General features: G+C 48.2%; 16 protein-coding genes and 1 tRNA gene. 11 read left to right on the top strand and 6 right to left on the bottom strand.

What is annotated here, in order from left to right:
- Positions 1 to 50: 50 nt before the first annotated feature.
- Together HFE64_01590 and HFE64_01585 are read right to left on the bottom strand one after the other, a co-directional pair.
- Positions 51 to 123: transfer RNA gene (locus tag HFE64_01590), tRNA-Lys, on the bottom strand.
- Between the two features lie 488 nt (positions 124 to 611).
- Entirely contained in the window at positions 612 to 1,385 is a 774-nt protein-coding gene (locus tag HFE64_01585; protein MCI8632164.1) for a hypothetical protein, read from the bottom strand.
- 120 nt (positions 1,386 to 1,505) lie between these two features.
- Between HFE64_01585 and HFE64_01580 the strand changes: the two genes are divergently transcribed.
- The 8 genes from HFE64_01580 to HFE64_01545 all read left to right on the top strand — a co-directional run bounded on the left by HFE64_01580 (position 1,506) and on the right by HFE64_01545 (position 11,230).
- Entirely contained in the window at positions 1,506 to 3,209 is a 1,704-nt protein-coding gene (locus tag HFE64_01580) for a M3 family oligoendopeptidase (protein ID MCI8632163.1), read from the top strand.
- A gap of 3 nt (positions 3,210 to 3,212) precedes the next feature.
- On the top strand, positions 3,213 to 3,746 hold the full coding sequence (locus HFE64_01575; protein ID MCI8632162.1) for a hypothetical protein: 534 nt from the start codon (positions 3,213 to 3,215) through the stop codon (positions 3,744 to 3,746).
- Between the two features lie 187 nt (positions 3,747 to 3,933).
- Complete coding sequence (locus HFE64_01570) at positions 3,934 to 6,210, top strand: ABC transporter substrate-binding protein (GenBank protein MCI8632161.1); 2,277 nt, start codon at positions 3,934 to 3,936, stop codon at positions 6,208 to 6,210.
- Positions 6,211 to 6,308: 98 nt separating this feature from the next.
- A complete protein-coding gene (locus HFE64_01565) occupies positions 6,309 to 7,295 on the top strand; it encodes an ABC transporter permease (protein ID MCI8632160.1) in 987 nt (328 codons plus the stop codon).
- Positions 7,296 to 7,311: 16 nt separating this feature from the next.
- Positions 7,312 to 8,820: an ABC transporter permease gene (locus HFE64_01560; GenBank protein MCI8632159.1), complete on the top strand. Its 1,509-nt coding sequence runs from the start codon at positions 7,312 to 7,314 to the stop codon at positions 8,818 to 8,820.
- 14 nt (positions 8,821 to 8,834) lie between these two features.
- Positions 8,835 to 10,022 (top strand): ABC transporter ATP-binding protein, encoded by a 1,188-nt coding sequence (locus HFE64_01555; GenBank protein ID MCI8632158.1) that lies wholly within the window; start codon positions 8,835 to 8,837, stop codon positions 10,020 to 10,022.
- Positions 9,979 to 11,013 (top strand): ATP-binding cassette domain-containing protein, encoded by a 1,035-nt coding sequence (locus HFE64_01550; protein ID MCI8632157.1) that lies wholly within the window; start codon positions 9,979 to 9,981, stop codon positions 11,011 to 11,013. The genes HFE64_01555 and HFE64_01550 overlap by 44 nt, the downstream gene beginning before the upstream one ends.
- Entirely contained in the window at positions 11,003 to 11,230 is a 228-nt protein-coding gene (locus HFE64_01545) for a hypothetical protein (protein MCI8632156.1), read from the top strand. Before HFE64_01550 ends, HFE64_01545 begins: the two co-directional genes overlap by 11 nt.
- A 25-nt stretch (positions 11,231 to 11,255) precedes the next feature.
- On the opposite strand, the gene HFE64_01540 is transcribed toward HFE64_01545, so the two are convergent.
- Complete coding sequence (locus HFE64_01540) at positions 11,256 to 11,942, bottom strand: prolipoprotein diacylglyceryl transferase (GenBank protein ID MCI8632155.1); 687 nt, start codon at positions 11,940 to 11,942, stop codon at positions 11,256 to 11,258.
- A gap of 54 nt (positions 11,943 to 11,996) precedes the next feature.
- Positions 11,997 to 12,293, bottom strand: coding sequence for a DUF4190 domain-containing protein (locus HFE64_01535; protein ID MCI8632154.1), 297 nt, complete (start codon positions 12,291 to 12,293; stop codon positions 11,997 to 11,999).
- Positions 12,294 to 12,500: 207 nt separating this feature from the next.
- On the opposite strand from HFE64_01535, the gene HFE64_01530 reads away from it, so the two are divergent.
- From HFE64_01530 to HFE64_01520, 3 genes are all read left to right on the top strand, one after another.
- Positions 12,501 to 12,839, top strand: coding sequence for a helix-turn-helix transcriptional regulator (locus HFE64_01530; protein MCI8632153.1), 339 nt, complete (start codon positions 12,501 to 12,503; stop codon positions 12,837 to 12,839).
- A 187-nt stretch (positions 12,840 to 13,026) separates the two neighbouring features.
- Complete coding sequence (locus tag HFE64_01525) at positions 13,027 to 13,248, top strand: helix-turn-helix transcriptional regulator (protein ID MCI8632152.1); 222 nt, start codon at positions 13,027 to 13,029, stop codon at positions 13,246 to 13,248.
- Positions 13,249 to 13,420: 172 nt separating this feature from the next.
- A complete protein-coding gene (locus HFE64_01520) occupies positions 13,421 to 14,674 on the top strand; it encodes a PDZ domain-containing protein (GenBank protein ID MCI8632151.1) in 1,254 nt (417 codons plus the stop codon).
- Positions 14,675 to 14,721: 47 nt separating this feature from the next.
- Here HFE64_01520 and HFE64_01515 read toward each other — a convergent pair whose 3' ends face one another.
- Together HFE64_01515 and HFE64_01510 are read right to left on the bottom strand one after the other, a co-directional pair.
- Positions 14,722 to 15,240, bottom strand: coding sequence for a hypothetical protein (locus HFE64_01515; protein MCI8632150.1), 519 nt, complete (start codon positions 15,238 to 15,240; stop codon positions 14,722 to 14,724).
- Positions 15,237 to 16,157 carry a helix-turn-helix transcriptional regulator gene (locus HFE64_01510; protein MCI8632149.1) on the bottom strand — a complete coding sequence of 307 codons (921 nt, stop codon included), beginning with the start codon at positions 16,155 to 16,157 and terminating at the stop codon, positions 15,237 to 15,239. The genes HFE64_01515 and HFE64_01510 overlap by 4 nt, the downstream gene beginning before the upstream one ends.
- Between the last annotated feature and the right edge of the window lie 55 nt (positions 16,158 to 16,212).

Raw genomic sequence — 16,212 nt, 5'->3', positions numbered from 1 at the left:
AAGACATTTATGAAAAAAATAAAACCCGCTGTTTAAGCGGGTTTTATGCATGAGCCGCGGGGGATTCGAACCCCCGACACCTGGATTAAAAGTCCAGTGCTCTACCGGCTGAGCTAGCGGCCCATTTCTCATGCGTTCTATACTTTATCATATCTAAGCTTGTTTGTAAAGAGCTTTTTGGAATTTTTCTCTATTTATTTGAAATCCAGCGGCCTTTTGCTTTTATGCTCGATACCAATTTCGGCCACGATATGCCCGTGATTTTGAATGGCTTTTTAATAACCACTGATTACAAATTGACAAATGCTCAGCTGAAATATCTATTTCACGATTGACCACTTCTAATCTACCCTTGATTTGCTTTTATTATCCTGCATTTCACTGATGATTCAAAACTTTTTCTCCGTTTTTGGGCTCGACTGCCCGAAAGGCACTACTAATATCATCCTTTATGCCCGTCATTTTATAAATCGATCCATTTTCCACTACCAGACCCTCTCCTCTTACCCGTGATTTTTTTATATCTTTTCGCTATCACTACTATCCGCTGCAATGGGGACGGACCTCCGACTATCCGGGCTTATCGTTTTTCATCTGCCAGGTCCGTCCCGCTAATCCAGCCTATACCAATTTATCATCCTTCTTGCCTCTTCTGCACTAAATGCGCCATTTTCATCCATTGTGATGATCAGATTTCTTTGCGGCACAAAGCCGGCCTCCTCATAAATCATCAGTTTTTTTCTGAATTTCTTAGCATAGTCCTCCAGATGCATCAAACCGGCATGCTCCCATATCAGCATCGTGCCATCTCTTCGCCATACGGTAAAATCCGGCTTTAAATGCCAATTTCCAATTGTCATTGGTTTTTCATATTCATACCGAATTCCTCTGGAAAACAATAAATTGGCAATGATCTCCTCTGATTTAGAGGCCACCAGATCTCCGCGGTCAGTGGCATGCTTATACTGTGAGGCATATTTTTTGTCCTTAGCCTGTTTCTGCGCCGTTTGCCGCTGATATTCAGCCGCTTTCTTCTCCATTTTCTTCTGCTCATAAGCTGCTAATACCTCCCGCCAGTTAATCCTCATCGCACGAAGAGCCTTTTTCATCCTGTTCACAAAAAGCCGCAGCACCGTCCTGCGCCTTTTCTGTTCTTTCATAATCTGTATCTGTTGACGTGTCTGCACAAGCTCGCTTTGCCGCACATACTGCTGGTACTGCTTTCCCTTACGATAATACTGCCAGTACGAATATTTCTTATCCTTTCCTTTCCAAACAATCGTCCCCGGCGAATGCCCTAAACTCTCATTCAATCTTTCGAGTCTGAGATGCATATCGTAAAACATCTCACACATTTGTTCCTCAGCCTTTTCAATTTCTACCATATCCATCACCTCCTATTATTAGTATCGTACAAATATAAGATAAATCCCCATCCATTGCATCACTGATCATTCTGTGCTAAAATTTAAACATCTTATCATCAAAATAAATGGAGGATTCTTATGAAATTTTCTCAAATGCCCTATCAACGGCCCGATTTAGCACAGCTCAAGGCCCAAATGCAGGAATTTACCAACCGCCTTCAGCAGGCTCAAAGCTATACGCAGGCCAAGGATGTATTCCTAGAAAAAGAAAACTTTGAAAAGCATTTTGAAACCATGGCCACGCTGGCTCAGATCCGCCATAGCATCGATACCCGTGACACATTTTACGACCAGGAAATGCAGTTTTGGAATGCAGCTATGCCCGAACTTGAGGAATATGCTCAGGCCTGGACGATCGCCCTACTCCACTCTCCGTACAGAGCTGATTTTTCAAAAGAATACGGAGATCTCATGTTCAAAAACGCCGAGATCTCCCTCAAGACCTTTTCCCCCGAAATCATTCCCGAACTACAGCAGGAAAACGAACTGACGCAGGCATATGAAAAGCTATTGGCCTCTGCTCAGATTCCATTTGAAGGCAAGATATATACGCTCTCTCAAATCGGCCCCTTCAAAAGCGATCCTGACGACGCACGCCGCTTGGCCGCTTGGAAAGCAGAAGCCTCCTGGTATAAGGAAAATCAGGCACAGCTAGATGATATCTATGATCAGCTTGTCCATCTGCGCGATAAAATGGGTAAGAAACTCGGCTATGAGGGATACACCACGCTCGGCTATTACCGGATGGGCCGAAACTGCTACACCAAGGAAGATGTTGAACGCTTCCGTGCTGCCGTCATTAAGCACCTAGTTCCCGTATCCGATCAGATCTATCGCGAGCAGGCCAAGCGTTTAGGAAAAGAGTATCCCATGAGCTTTGCCGACAACGCCCTGCAGTTCCGCTCCGGCAATCCCAAACCAGCCGGCACTCCTGACGATATCCTCGCACAGGGCAAAAAATTCTACGACGAGCTCTCGCCCGAAACCAGCGAATTCTTCAATACCATGCTGGATAACGAATTATTAGATGTCCTGTCCACCGAAGGCAAGGCCGGCGGCGGCTATTGCACCAGCATTCCTGATTACGAAGTCCCCTTCATCTTCGCCAACTTCAACGGCACCCAGGGAGATGTTGAGGTCGTCACCCATGAAGCCGGCCATGCTTTTGCCTGCTGGATGAACCGCACCCGTATTCCTTCCGAATACATCTGGCCAGGCATGGAAGCCTGCGAAGTACACTCCATGTCCATGGAATTCTTCGCTTGGCCTTGGGCAGAAGGCTTCTTCCACGAAGACACGCGCAAATTCTATTACAGCCATCTCTCCGGGGCGCTCACCTTCATCCCTTATGGCACCCTCGTCGATCATTTCCAGCATGTTGTCTACGAAAAGCCGGATCTCACACCCGCCCAGCGCCACAGCGTCTGGAAAGAGCTGCTAGGCATCTACATGCCCTGGATGCGCCTCGACGGCGATATCCCCTTCTACAGCGAGGGCGAGGGCTGGCAGCGTCAGCATCACATCTATTCCAGTCCTTTCTATTATATTGATTATTGCCTCGCACAGACCGTATCACTTCAATTCTGGGCCCTCATCCAGCAAAACCCCGCCAACGCCTGGAAGCATTATATGGCATACACTAAGCAGGGCGGCAGCCGCGTATTTACCGAGCTCCTCCAAAATGCAGAGCTCGATACCCCCTTCGAAGAAAAATGCCTGCAGACCGTTTGCAGCGCTGCTAACAGCTGGCTCGCCGATTTTGACTTAACAGGAATCGAATAAACCATGAAACACACATCACCCAAGCGGCACAGCCGCAAAAGCTATCTAAATGACTTTCACCAAACTCCCAGCGGCGCATATGCTTATAAGGGTGCCCTGTATTCTTATATTCCAAAGAACAAGAGCCTAAAACAGGCTCTTGTTCAGCTTTGGGCTCTCTATGGAAGCACTCTGATCGCCGCTATCATTGCCGGCTGCCTGCCAGTATATGGCATGCGGTCCTCTATTTACGTGATTTTACCCTATACGGCACTGCTCATCTGCACGATTCGGCTCTGCTGGGCGCTCGGCCGCCTAACAGCAGGCGGAAATCCGCTTCGCGAATATATTTATCTTGCCTGTCTTCCTAAGTTTCCTGTTTGGACTACGCTTGCCATAATTTGCACGGCGTGTCTGCTCCTAGGCGAGCTCACCCATCTGATTCTATATCGGACGGAGACACACGCTATCCTTTGGTTCTTTTTCACATTGATCTACATCCTCATTGCCGCTTTTTGGAGCAAACGCCTCATTCGTCAAATGCAATGGTCAAAATAAACAAATTCTCTCTTTAAGTGTCCGCATATTGCACACAGGCGTGCATTGACAAAGCACTATATTGCAAGTAAAATATCCTTCAAAATCAAAAGATGATTTTTACACTTTAAAATCTTTCATTTTCAAGAACACCGGGAAGTTTTAACCCGTTTAGTTCTCTATATTTTTCCAAAAGGAGGATTTCAAAATGAAGAATCCAAAACGGTTACTTGCACTATTGTTAGCCTTGACGATGTGCATCGGACTTTTGGCTGCATGCAGCAAAGATGGAAACGACCCTTCCTCTGATGCGCAGACCGCCAATGCAGGCGCCGACAAAGAAGACAAAACTCTGGTCGCTGCCAGCAACCATTTCGAGGGAAAATTTTCTCCCTTCTTCGCGCAAAGCGCCGAAGATCTTAACATCGTCAACATCACACAAATTTCATTATTAGGCACCGATCGTGTGGGCGCCATTGTAGAAAAAGGAATTGAAGGCGAGACCCGCCCCTACAACGGTACCGATTATCATTACACCGGCACATCCGATCTCACCATCACTGAAAATGAAGATGGCACCGTATATTATGACTTCACCTTGCGAGATGATTTACAATTCTCCGACGGAACTCCTGTGGATATTGATGACGTCATTTTCAGCATGTATGTATTTGCCGACCCAACCTACGACGGATCTACCACACTCTATAGTCAGCCTATTTTAGGAATGGATCAGTACCGCAGCGGTATGTCCACCCTTTCCGTCCTTTTAGCCGCCGCTGGCAAAGACAACACAGACTTTACAAACTGGACAGAAGAGCAGCAAAAGGCTTTTTGGAAGGCGATTGAGGAGGGCGGCGCTAAATTCGCTCAGGAAATCGTAGATTACTGCGCTGCCGAGGGTTACAATGCTGAAGGCGATGTCGCCGCTGCCGCTGCCAACTGGGGCTTCGAAGGCTTAGCAAGCGATGCTACCGCAGAAGATTTCTTTATGGCCATCGGCGACTCCTACGGCTGGAATTTTGCTTCCATCGAAGCAGAAAGTGCCGGCTCTGCTTTATCTGACCTCATTCCGGCAGAAGTATATCAGTATTCCACTATTGGTGTTTCTACCGGGGATTCCGCTTCCTATATCGAAGGAATCCAGCGCACCGGAGATTACAGCATGCGCATTGTCGCCACCGAGATTGCCGCCAATATGGTATACTCCCTGGCCCTTCCCATCGCTCCTTTGCACTATTATGGAGATGAAAGCAAATATGATTATGACAACCATAGCTTTGGTTTTGACAAAGGCGATCTTTCCAGCGTACGTGCCAAGACGACTAAACCCTTAGGCGCCGGCGCTTATACGTTTAATAATTATTCCAATGGTACTGTATATCTAGACGCGAATGCTTCTTATTATCAGGGCGCTCCGGCGATTGCCCACCTAAACTTCCTCGAAACACTGGAGGACGATAAGGTTGTAGGCATTCAAGCCGGCACCATCGACATCGGAGACCCCTCTTACTCCACTGATGTGCGCGATCAGATCGCCGAATATAACGGCGGTTCCGACGCTCTTGAGGGAGATGTCGTAACCATCAAACTCTATGACTTTTTAGGTTATGGTTATGTGGCCATGAGCGCAGACAATGTTAATGTAGGCGGCGAGCCCAACTCAGAGGCCTCCCGCGCACTGCGCAAAGCCATTGCCACCGTTATCTCCGCCTATCGGGCAGAGGGAATCGATTCTTATTATGGCGATACGGCTTCCGTCATTAATTATCCGATTTCCAGCACCTCATGGGCAGCTCCGCAGGTAACCGACGACGGCTATCAGGTCGCTTATGCGGTCGACGCCAGCGGCAAAGCCATCTACACCGACGGCATGTCCGCCGAAGAGCGTTATCAAGCCGCTCTGGACGCTGCCCTCAGCTTTTTCGAGGCAGCCGGCTATACCGTTGAAAACGGCAAGCTGACGGCTGCTCCTGCAGGAGCCAAACTCGAATATCAGGTGAATATCGGCGCCAACGGCAACGGATCTCATCCGTCCTTCCTCCTGTTAAAGAACGCCTCTGATGCACTCGCTAAAATCGGCTTTACGTTATCCATCAACGATATCGCTACTGCCGCCGAGCTCTATCAGACCTATCAATCCGGTGTAGCCGACATCTGGGTAGCGGCTTGGGGTGCAACGCCTGATCCCGACATGTACCAGATTTATCACAGCCTTGGCTCTACCAACTACTATCGGATCTTCGACGAGGATCTAGATGAGCTCATCACTTCAGCCCGTCAGTCCACCGATCAGACCTACCGCAAAGGGCTCTACAAGGCCGCGATGGAAATCGTTATGGATTGGGCGGTAGAAATTCCAATCTACCAGAGAAGCGAATGCTATATCTTCTCCACCGAGCGTGTCAATATCAGTTCCCTGACACCCGACATGACCCCCTACTGGAGCTGGATGAGTGAAATTCAAACCCTGCAGATGAACTAAAATGCAGCTCATCTGTACCAACTACGAAGCCCGAAGATCGGCCAATCGCCGTCTTTCGGGCTTTCCGTATCATTATCTGTCAAACAGGAGGAACTTTCATGCGCAAATTCATTATTCAACGCTTATTTCTCTCCATCCTCATTCTGTTTTGCGTCACCTTCATCATCTACGCGCTCATGCGCAGCCTGCCCGGTTCCTTTGTGGAAAACATGGCCATGCAGCTCGCTCAGGCGCCAGGCGCCAAACCCTTTGAGGAATGGATGGCACAGCTAAATGCCGCCTACGGACTAGACAAAAATCTGATCCCCGGTTATTTCACCTGGCTCAGCGACGCGCTTGCCGGCAATTTCGGCGACAGCTGGAAATATACCGTCCCCGTACTGGATAAATTCAAGGAAGTCATCTGGCTCTCCTTCACCACGGGCGCTATCAGCTTTATTTTAGAGCTTGTGATTGCGATTCCGCTGGGCATCATCGCCGCCACCAAGCAGTATTCTAAAACAGATTATTTTATCACTGCCGGCGCCTTGGTCGGCATCTCGCTGCCTACCTTTTTCTTCGCTACGCTGCTCAAGCTCGGCTTTTCCGTCAAGCTTGGCTGGTTTGATCTCTATGGCTTAGTAGGCCGCGATTATGCACAGCTAAGCAGCTGGGGACAGTTCTGGGACAAAGCAAATCATCTCGTGCTGCCCATTCTCACCTTAGTCATCGTTTCAATCGGCTCACTGATGCGATATACCCGCACTAACATGCTCGAGGTCTTAAGCTCTGATTACATCCGTACCGCACGTGCCAAGGGCCTATCCGAGAAAAAAGTCATTTATCATCACGCATTTCGCAATACGTTGATCCCGCTCGTCACCATCATCGGCGGCTCCCTGCCCGGGCTTTTTTCCGGTGCACTGATCACCGAAACCCTCTTTTCCATCCCTGGTATCGGCTGGACCTCCTATCAGGCCATGCTCGCCGGCGACATTCCCTTTTCCATGTTCTACATGACCTTCCTCGCCATTCTCACGCTGGCAGGCAACTTTATTTCCGATATTCTCTACGCCGTGGTCGACCCGCGCGTACGCATCGCATAAGAAAGGAGGTAACCTCATGGAAACACATCAGCTTTCCTTAAACGACGACCGGCGCGTCAAATCCCTATCCCCCGGCGCCCTCGTTGTCAAACGATTTTTCCGCAACCGTCTAGCTGTCATTGGGCTCGTCCTATTGCTGTCCATGTTTATCTTCTCTTTTCTGGGCGGCCTGCTCACCCCTTACGGCGAAGACGAGCAATTCTACACCTATACTCAGATGAACAAGGAGTACGTCGGTGTCGTTCGAAACGACGATTTCCGCTATTTGGCCGCTGAAAATCAGGAATTTGGTTCTATTTTGCAAGCCCAATTCCTGCTTGCAATCAGCAAAAAAGCCGATTCCTTCACCTATAAGGACATTTCCTATCAAATCACTGCCGAAGGCCCCGACCTGTACACCATATTACTGGACGATTCCCCCCTGGCCATTGCCTTCAAGGATATCGTCAACAGCGAGACACAGGATCTCTCCTTTTCTGCAAAGCGCGCGGCGCTAATTGCTTACGCGAATGGCCAGAGCCGCTTTACTGCAGACGGAAAGGAATACGGTCTGGATGATGCCGGCAACATTCTTGACGGCTCTGCCGTAATAGGCTATATCAGCCGCTTCGTTGTGCAGGCTCAGGAAAACGGCGTAAATATCACCCGAGATTTCAAAGAATCGCTGGAGCAAGCAATCGATGCTGAGGACAGTGAATTTGCTTACACCGACGAAAACGGCAAGCAATCTGACTATCTCATCACTTACAAGGCCGATACTAATAGCTGGTCTGTCTCACAATCTACCGAGACTTATGTATATGACGGCTACAGCACCCCTTCCAAGGCTCATCCTCTGGGGACCGACCGCAACGGAATGGATATGCTGACGCGGCTGATGTACGGCGGGCGTGTGTCCCTGATGATTGGATTTATCGTGGTTCTGATTGCCGCTTTTCTGGGCGTGCTTCTAGGCGGCATTGCTGGTTATTTCGGGCGCTGGGTTGATAATCTGATCATGCGAATTGTCGATGTCTTTTACTGCATTCCCTCCACACCGCTTTTGATCATTATCGGGGCCGCTATGGATAACATGCAGGTAGATCCGAAGCTTCGTATGCTTTTTCTGATGCTAATCCTCGGCTTCCTAAGCTGGCCCTCCATCGCACGGCTGGTGCGCGGACAGATTCTTTCTCTGCGCGAGCAGGAGTTTATGACAGCAGCCGAGGCCTGCGGCATCCGAGTCTCTAGGCGCATTTTCCGTCATCTGATTCCCAATGTCATTCCGCAGCTGATCGTAACCTGCACGATGAGCCTGGGCTCCACCATCTTGACCGAGGCCACGCTTTCTTTCTTAGGCCTGGGTGTTAAGTTTCCGTTTGCCTCATGGGGCAATATCATTACCGATGTCAACAACGCTTTTGTAATGACCAACTACTGGTTTATCTGGATTCCCGCAGGCATCTGTCTGCTGATCACCGTGCTCGGCTTTAACTTCGTGGGCGATGGTCTGCGAGACGCTTTCGATCCCAGAATGAAACGATAAAGGAGGTATAGAATATGGCGAAAAAACACGCAGAGGGTTATCTTACTGCAAAAGAGGCGCGGCGCATCGCCAAGGCCAACCGGCGCATCACGAACGAGCTGGAAAAGCAGTATAAACGCAAGAACGTATCCGAAAGTGAATATCTGACTCAGATGCACAACCCGCAAAACGCTGTCGAATTCGATAATCTCCACACCTATTTCTTCACAGATACCGGCACTGTAAAGTCCGTGGATGGTGTCACATTTGATATTCCCATCGGAAAGACTGTGGGTATCGTCGGTGAATCTGGATGCGGCAAGTCCGTCACCAGCCTTTCGCTCATGCAGCTTTTGCAGCGTCCTCAGGGTCAGATCGTAGAAGGCTCTATTCGTCTCAATTTAGGCGATAAAGCCTATGACATCACCAAAATGCCTGTGGATCAAATGCAGCGCCTGCGCGGCAATTATATGTCGATGATTTTTCAAGAGCCCATGACATCGCTCAATCCGGTATTTCGCATCGGCAATCAGGTCGATGAGGTCATCGCCCTTCATCACAGCGCCGATCAAAAGTACTCGAAAGCTGATATTAAAAACCGTACCATTGAGCTCCTGAAAACGGTGGGCATTGCAAACAGCGAAGGCGTATACGAGATGTTTCCTCATGAGCTTTCCGGCGGTATGCGTCAGCGTATTATGATTGCCATGGCTCTCGCATGCAGCCCCAAGGTTATTATTGCCGACGAGCCCACAACTGCTCTTGATGTGACCATCCAAGCACAGATTCTGGATTTGCTGCGCGAATTAAAAGACAAAATCAACTCCTCCATCATGCTCATTACTCATGACCTAGGTGTAATCGCAGAGATGGCAGATTATGTAGTTGTTATGTACGCCGGACGCGTCGTAGAAAAGGGGACCGTGCAGGAAATTTTTGAACACCCATCCCACCCTTATACAATTGGTCTTATGGCTTCTAAGCCTGTAGTCGGCAAAGCCATCGAGCGACTTTACTGCATCCCCGGCAAGGTTCCCAATCCAATCAACATGCCTGACTACTGTTATTTCCGCGATCGATGCGAACAGCAGGTTCCGAGCTGCAGCGGGGAATACCCCTGCGAAATCAGCCTTTCTCCTACGCATAAGGTGAGCTGTCACCGCTACAGTGCTTTTCAAGATGCTCCAAAGGAGGGTATATCCAATGAAAACGAATCCCGCTAATGCCTCTGCTTCTCCTTATATTTTGGAGGTCAAGGATCTAAAGAAGTATTTTCCCATTAAAGGCGGCATGGTAACCAAGACCATCGGGCAGGTAAAGGCTGTGGATGGTGTAACCTTCCGCCTTAAGCGCGGCACCACCATGGGACTCGTGGGCGAATCCGGATGCGGAAAAACTACCGCCGGACGCACGATTCTGCGCCTATCCGGAGAAAAAACCGGCGGCGAGGTGCTGTTTAACGGTCAAGAGGTGTATGATCTCTCTGCAAAACAGCTGCGTGCACTGCGGCCAAAAATGCAGATGATCTTTCAAGATCCCTTTTCCAGCCTCTCTCCCCGCCTTCCTGTTGGCGAAATTATCGGTGAGGCCGTGCGCGAACATCAGCTAGTCCCCAAAAATCAGCTAGAGGAATACATTGATCATATTATGGATCAATGCGGTTTGCAGCCGTTTCACAAGGAGCGGTACCCTCATGAATTCTCCGGAGGCCAGCGCCAGCGTATCTGCATTGCCCGCGCATTAGCCCTAGACCCTGAATTTATCGTCTGCGATGAGCCGGTTTCCGCACTGGATGTATCGATTCAGGCACAGATCATCAATCTTTTAAAGGATCTGCAGGAAAAACACTCGCTAACCTACCTGTTCATTTCACATGACCTCTCTGTTGTAGAGCACATCTCCGATACCGTGGGCGTCATGTATCTAGGCGGTCTTGTAGAATACGGCGATACCAAGGATATTTTCCAAGCACCTCTTCATCCCTATACCAAGGCGCTCTTTTCTGCCATTCCTATTCCAGATCCCCATGCCAAGATGAATAGAATGGTACTGCAGGGCTCGATCCCTTCTCCTGCCAATCCTCCCTCCGGTTGCAAATTCCATACACGCTGTCCCTATGCAACCGAGCGCTGCAAAACAGAAGTGCCCGTTCAACACGAGGTCGGGGCAGGCCATTATGTGGTATGTCACCGGTTTGATACTCATGATGCGTAGTAAAAGGGCCCCTGATGATGACGGGCGCGTAATTGCCTCTATGCTTTCTGCCGAAGAGCAAGCCTCTGCCCCCTCTTCCTCCCCCGAGGATGCGCCTGCCTTTACGTCCACGGAGCGCCGCCTCTATGCTCTGGCAGCGTTAAAGGCCGCACTCCTTATCGGCACTGCATTTCTAGGCGGTCTTGCCTTTGTCATTTGGCTCATCACATTATTATAAAAAAATGGCTTCTATAGGATAAAACCTAAGAAGCCATTTTTTTATACGCCGTTCTAACGAGCACTGCCGCTATGATCGCCGCACTAATCCACTGTGAGGTGGAAAGTCCAAGCCACATACCGCGCAGCGCATAATCGCCGCGCAAAAATTCAAGACCGAAGCGGATCACCGCATAGCAGCTGAGATAAATATACAAAAGACTGCCGGCACAGCGTCCCTTTCTCAGCAGCGCATACAGAATGCCAAATAAGACAAAATTAAGCCCTGCCTCTAACAGCTGCACCGGAAAGCGATTTACACCATTGGCCGAATGAATGAGCGCCTGCGTATAGGTAAAGCCGTGCTCTGACTCAACCCCATAGCAGCATCCTACCAAAAAACAGCCAATCCTGGCAAATCCATGAAACAACGGAATCGCCGTCGCTGACACATCATAATACAGCGCCTTGGGATATCCTTTTCTTTTAATCACAATAGCGCCGACTGCTAACGCGCCCAGCAGTCCACCATAAAATACCTGTCCGCCAAACGCCTGCAAAAATCCATCCTTCAGCTCTTTTATATGCACCAGGCCGTATAGCAGATGGCCTCCTAAAAAAACGCCCACCGCTCCATACAGCAGCACCTCAATCATATAAAAGGGATGGGCGCCCCTTTTCACCGCCTGATGCTCCGCAAAGCCTCCGGCAATAAGGGCGCCCACCAATGCCATAAGGGCATATGTAGATAGATTGTTTCCTGCTATCCGTATAAAAGGATACATCTCTTACAGGCCAGCTGCACAGGCAGCGCAGCCTACAGAGCCGCAGGCAACTAATGCACAGGCAAATATGATACCGGACAAAACAACGCCAATGATACCAAGCACTAAGCCTGCCGTAGCCATGCCGGGACGCTGACCGTTCGGCGCTTCTTTTCCTGCCTTAACAGAAAGAATAATTGCCACAATACCCAGCGCCAGCGCTACAATAGCAAAGTATCCAAACCAGCAAAATACTACGCTGATAATACCGCACACCATAGACGCAATCGCTATACCTTTTGTCGGATCCCCTGGATTCATCTGATTCATTTTTCTCCTCCTTCTTAATATGAAAAATCATGCTCCCATCATACCATCGATATGGGGCTGCGTCAATGAAAATATTATTCTTTAATCTTCCTCGTTCTGACCCTTTTATACGTTTTGTTTAAAAAATGAATGCCTATTTGAAATTATGGTAATATAACATTATTCACAATCTGTTTCATTTTCAAGGATGGTTATTCTATGGTTAATTATCGCAATACTTTAGGCAGTCGTTTAGTCGACTTGCGGGAACGCCGCAATCTAAAGCAGAAGGATGTTGCTGCCGCCCTCCAGATTTCTTCTCAGGCGTACTCGCAATACGAACATGACAGGCGCTCGCCTGATCTTCTTACCGCCGCGCGGCTTGCACACTTCTTTGACGTTACCATTGAATATCTAGCCACCGGCGAAGGGCTCTATGAGCATGGCATCGCCAGACAATTGAATGAGGATCTCACCTTTCTTCCTCCGGAAGGAATCGAAGAGCTGCGTATTTTCTACGATTATCTGCAGTACAAATATCATACCTCTCAGCACTGATTTTTTTAAGTTTTCTCCCCCTCCCTTTTTATATGGGAGGGGTTTTGCGTTTTATTATTAAATATTTATTATTCCATCAAAATTATAAAACCGGCCTGTTCTGCCAATATGGTAAGTTTGCTTCCTGTATGTTCTACTCCTTTTGAACTATAATATTTTTTATACCAATTTGAAAGGAGGTGATATCATGGGTAAAGATCAGATCCGCCAGTCGCTTTCACAACGCCTGTTTACATACCGGAAATCGCAGAACCTGTCGCAGGAAGATATGGCTGAGCTTTGTTCTCTTTCTTCACGGGGATATAAAGATCTTGAACTTGGCATACGCGTACCCAATCTAGACACAGCGCTTCGTCTCCATCAGATTACCGGTATCGATCTGCATTCACTCCTCCCGGATCAACCATAACCGGCCAAAGCTTTAACATTCTAAAAAGTATCGCCTCTTCTCATAGAAGCGATACTTTTTTGTTTGCAAATTTTTCATAAACTTGTTAAAAACTGATCATAGGTTTTACATACTTTGGACAAAATTATAAGATACAATACCCCTATCAAACATCAAGGAGGTCATTATTGTTATGACAGACATGAATAAACCTGATTCTTTTTATCATACCTGCGAGTCTTCCCCCGAGGGAACGCCCGCCCCGTATCGTCCCCGGTCAAAAACCTTTAGCCGCAGCCGTGTCATTGCGCTGATCCTTTGCTGCTCTGTTTTATTTGGAGGCATTTGCTTTGGCAGCGCTTGGGCTCTGCGCGGTGCCTTCTCCTCCGATGCATCGACCCCCTCCGCAAATGCGCCTTCCAACCCAAGCCAGCCCTCCAATCCTTCTAGTTTAGCTCTGAAAATGGCTAAAACAGAAGAAGATGCGCTGACCATCCCTGAAATTACTGCGAAAGCTTCCCCCAGCGTGGTTGAGATTACCACCGAATCCGTTCAGACGGGCACCATGCTCCAGCAGTATATTTCATCCGGCGCCGGCTCCGGCGTGATCGTAACCGATGACGGATATATTATTACCAACCACCACGTAATCGAAAATGCAACGCGCATCAATGTAACGCTGCAAAGCGGAGAGGTTTATCCTGCAACGCTGGTTGGGCTTGACGACCAGCTTGACGTAGCCCTTTTAAAGATCGAAGCCTCCGGCCTCACCCCCGCCTCCATTGGCACCTCCTCTGATTTAATTGTAGGCCAGACCGTGGTTGCCATTGGAAACCCGCTTGGGCAGCTGGGCGGCACTGTAACGGACGGCATCATCAGCGCCCTTGACCGTAGCATCACATTAGATGGTCAGACCATGTCTCTTCTGCAGACCAATGCTGCCATCAATCCCGGCAACTCAGGCGGCGGTCTTTTCAATGCACAGGGAAATCTCATCGGTCTCGTGGTTGCTAAATCCTCTGGCACCGATGTAGAGGGACTGGGCTTTGCCATTCCCGTCGATAATATTGTGACCATATTAGAGGATCTCAAAACCTATGGCTATGTAAAAGGCCGTGTGAGCCTCGGCGTTTCTCTTCTTGACATTAACAGCGATCAGATGGCATGGATGTACCGGGTATCTGAACAGGGCATCTATATTTACAGCATCACCGAGGGCGGCGCCGCTGATCAAGCCGGCCTTTTGCCCGGTGACCGGGTTCTTTCTATCAACAATCAGTCCGTCTCTTCTATCGAAGAAATCAAGACTCTGCTTAAGGAAGTTTCCGTCGGTGATACGCTTACGATCGAAATCTCCCGTACCGGCCAGGTACAGACCGTGTCAGTAACAGCCGGTGAATATATCCCCCAGGGGATTCAAAGCCTGCAAAATAATGGGAATCTATAAATAAACACACGAGATACCTCCCGTTTTATAGGAGGTATCTCGTACTGTTATTCCTTATTTTTTTGCTCCTTTTTCGCCCCATACCGGATAACAACAGAAAGTGCTATCAAAAAAATGCCAAATGCTATACTACCGGTATCATCAAATCTATTCCATTCTACTTGGCTCATTCTTTCATAGATCCCCTCTGCTATGGCTGTGGATATAACAGATACGACAACCATAACAACTCCCAGCTGTTTTATCCTGTCTGCACCTGCATTTGTAAATGGCGTACCCTCTTTCAGCTCTGCCGTGAAATACCGATAAGCAAATGCTGTAAGAATGCCACCAAACAGCAGAGAAATAGCCGCAGCGGTCAGAATCCCTATGATCTGTTCCTTACTCACTCCAGCCTCAACCGCTAAGAAACGGAAAAACTGATTTTCTGCGTTTAATACATCTGCCGCTACGAGTACCGCACTAATGGACGTTAAAGCTACGCCCACGGCAGCAAATATTAAAATAATTTTTGAGAATACCTGTAATACGCTCATGCCCTTTTGAATTTTTTCTAAATTGCTCATTCCTTCATTTTTCTTTCCTGATTAGCCATCTGCTGCTCTTTCTTAAAAGCACAGATAATAAGCTCGCTCCTTATGCCATTCAGCTCAATGATGTTTTCTGCTCCGGGCGTATCAAAGCGCTCTGCACGCTGCCCCTCCTTTTCATAGGAGATACTTGTTCCGATCCCTTTTGTAACGGCAGTAAACACAGCATCCTCTGGGATATGAATTTTTGAAGTTGCCGATACCTGATTGATGGCTATCTCGGCATTTAACGAATGGCAGATGACTTCCATATCAAGATTGCAATCTATCTCTATCATACCCGAAACATCTCCCAGAACAATTTTAGATGTCTTTACGTCAAGCTCTAAACTATCACACTCCAGGGATGGGATTTCTATACGCTCCGCATTGACCGCACACTCCATTTTCCTGACATACTGGGATGGAATCTGGACAAAAATACTGATTGCCTCCTTCGCCATCGCTTCAGAGACACCGTTTCTACGGTTCACCTCCACATCCATCCGCTTGGGGGTATCATCAATTTTAATTTTAAAATCATTCTGGATCGTAGAGAGGGTATTGGATGCCAGCCGAATACGAACCTTTTCCCCTTCATAGCCTGACAGTATCAATTGCTTGGCTCCTCCAAGCTTCATGTCATAGCGTTTCATTTCGTCAACATCATACTCTGTGACGCTTTCAAAAAGATATTCCGTCTGCTTTTTAATCTCTTTTTCACCGGAAAGCAGCTCATCGATAGAAATATCAAACAAAGCAGAAATTGCCATCATGTTTTCAATATCCGGAATCCCCGCATCCGTTTCCCATTTTGTAACGGCCTGTCTTGATACGCTAAGCTTTTCTGCCAGCTGCTCCTGAGACATCCCTGCCCGCTTACGGATGAATTTCAATTTTTCTGCAAATGTCATGCTTATAGCCTCCTCATTTTAATATGACCAGTTCAGTATAGAAAAGTCTGCTTTA

It is taken from the genome of Lachnospiraceae bacterium, from assembly GCA_022794035.1.
Classification (GTDB): Bacteria; Bacillota; Clostridia; order Lachnospirales; family Bianqueaceae; genus CALWPV01.
Note: the sequence above shows the minus strand (reverse complement) of the source record. Positions and strands in the feature narration are given on the sequence as shown.

Excerpts from the sequence above, each read along its gene's own strand:
- HFE64_01585 (MCI8632164.1), bottom strand. The coding sequence starts at position 1,385 with ATGGTAGAAATTGAAAAGGCTGAGGAACAAATGTGTGAGATGTTTTAC.
- HFE64_01580 (MCI8632163.1), top strand. The coding sequence starts at position 1,506 with ATGAAATTTTCTCAAATGCCCTATCAACGGCCCGATTTAGCACAGCTC.
- HFE64_01575 (MCI8632162.1), top strand. The coding sequence starts at position 3,213 with ATGAAACACACATCACCCAAGCGGCACAGCCGCAAAAGCTATCTAAAT.
- HFE64_01570 (MCI8632161.1), top strand. The coding sequence starts at position 3,934 with ATGAAGAATCCAAAACGGTTACTTGCACTATTGTTAGCCTTGACGATG.
- HFE64_01565 (MCI8632160.1), top strand. The coding sequence starts at position 6,309 with ATGCGCAAATTCATTATTCAACGCTTATTTCTCTCCATCCTCATTCTG.
- HFE64_01560 (MCI8632159.1), top strand. The coding sequence starts at position 7,312 with ATGGAAACACATCAGCTTTCCTTAAACGACGACCGGCGCGTCAAATCC.
- HFE64_01555 (MCI8632158.1), top strand. The coding sequence starts at position 8,835 with ATGGCGAAAAAACACGCAGAGGGTTATCTTACTGCAAAAGAGGCGCGG.
- HFE64_01550 (MCI8632157.1), top strand. The coding sequence starts at position 9,979 with ATGCTCCAAAGGAGGGTATATCCAATGAAAACGAATCCCGCTAATGCC.
- HFE64_01545 (MCI8632156.1), top strand. The coding sequence starts at position 11,003 with ATGATGCGTAGTAAAAGGGCCCCTGATGATGACGGGCGCGTAATTGCC.
- HFE64_01540 (MCI8632155.1), bottom strand. The coding sequence starts at position 11,942 with ATGGCATTGGTGGGCGCCCTTATTGCCGGAGGCTTTGCGGAGCATCAG.
- HFE64_01535 (MCI8632154.1), bottom strand. The coding sequence starts at position 12,293 with ATGAATCCAGGGGATCCGACAAAAGGTATAGCGATTGCGTCTATGGTG.
- HFE64_01530 (MCI8632153.1), top strand. The coding sequence starts at position 12,501 with ATGGTTAATTATCGCAATACTTTAGGCAGTCGTTTAGTCGACTTGCGG.
- HFE64_01525 (MCI8632152.1), top strand. The coding sequence starts at position 13,027 with ATGGGTAAAGATCAGATCCGCCAGTCGCTTTCACAACGCCTGTTTACA.
- HFE64_01520 (MCI8632151.1), top strand. The coding sequence starts at position 13,421 with ATGACAGACATGAATAAACCTGATTCTTTTTATCATACCTGCGAGTCT.
- HFE64_01515 (MCI8632150.1), bottom strand. The coding sequence starts at position 15,240 with ATGAGCAATTTAGAAAAAATTCAAAAGGGCATGAGCGTATTACAGGTA.
- HFE64_01510 (MCI8632149.1), bottom strand. The coding sequence starts at position 16,157 with ATGACATTTGCAGAAAAATTGAAATTCATCCGTAAGCGGGCAGGGATG.